At 57.7% G+C, this 201-nt stretch carries 1 protein-coding gene; it reads right to left on the bottom strand.

Annotation, left to right across the window (positions count from 1 at the left end):
- Positions 1 to 201: IS66 family transposase zinc-finger binding domain-containing protein (locus tag AAIR21_RS28340; RefSeq protein WP_434682907.1), on the bottom strand; the 201-nt coding region annotated here is incomplete at both ends.

The following is a 201-nucleotide window of genomic DNA, read 5'->3' as shown; positions in this document are numbered from 1 at the left end:
CCAGTTTTGGCCGGATCGTTTCGATGACTTTGAAGGCTGTGTTGATGATATCCAGCTGTTCGGAGAGACTTTCGCCCAGTGGTTTCAACCTGCCGCTGCAGGCCGGGCACTCGGTTTCCTGTGGCTGGATAATCTTACGTTCGCGGGGAAGTGTTGCCGGCAGGGGGTTACGACCCGGAGTGACCACGTTCTCCTGTCCCG

Source organism: Enterobacter sp. PTB, from assembly GCF_051130085.1.
Taxonomy (GTDB): Bacteria; Pseudomonadota; Gammaproteobacteria; order Enterobacterales; family Enterobacteriaceae; genus Enterobacter; species Enterobacter ludwigii.
Note: the sequence above shows the minus strand (reverse complement) of the source record. Positions and strands in the feature narration are given on the sequence as shown.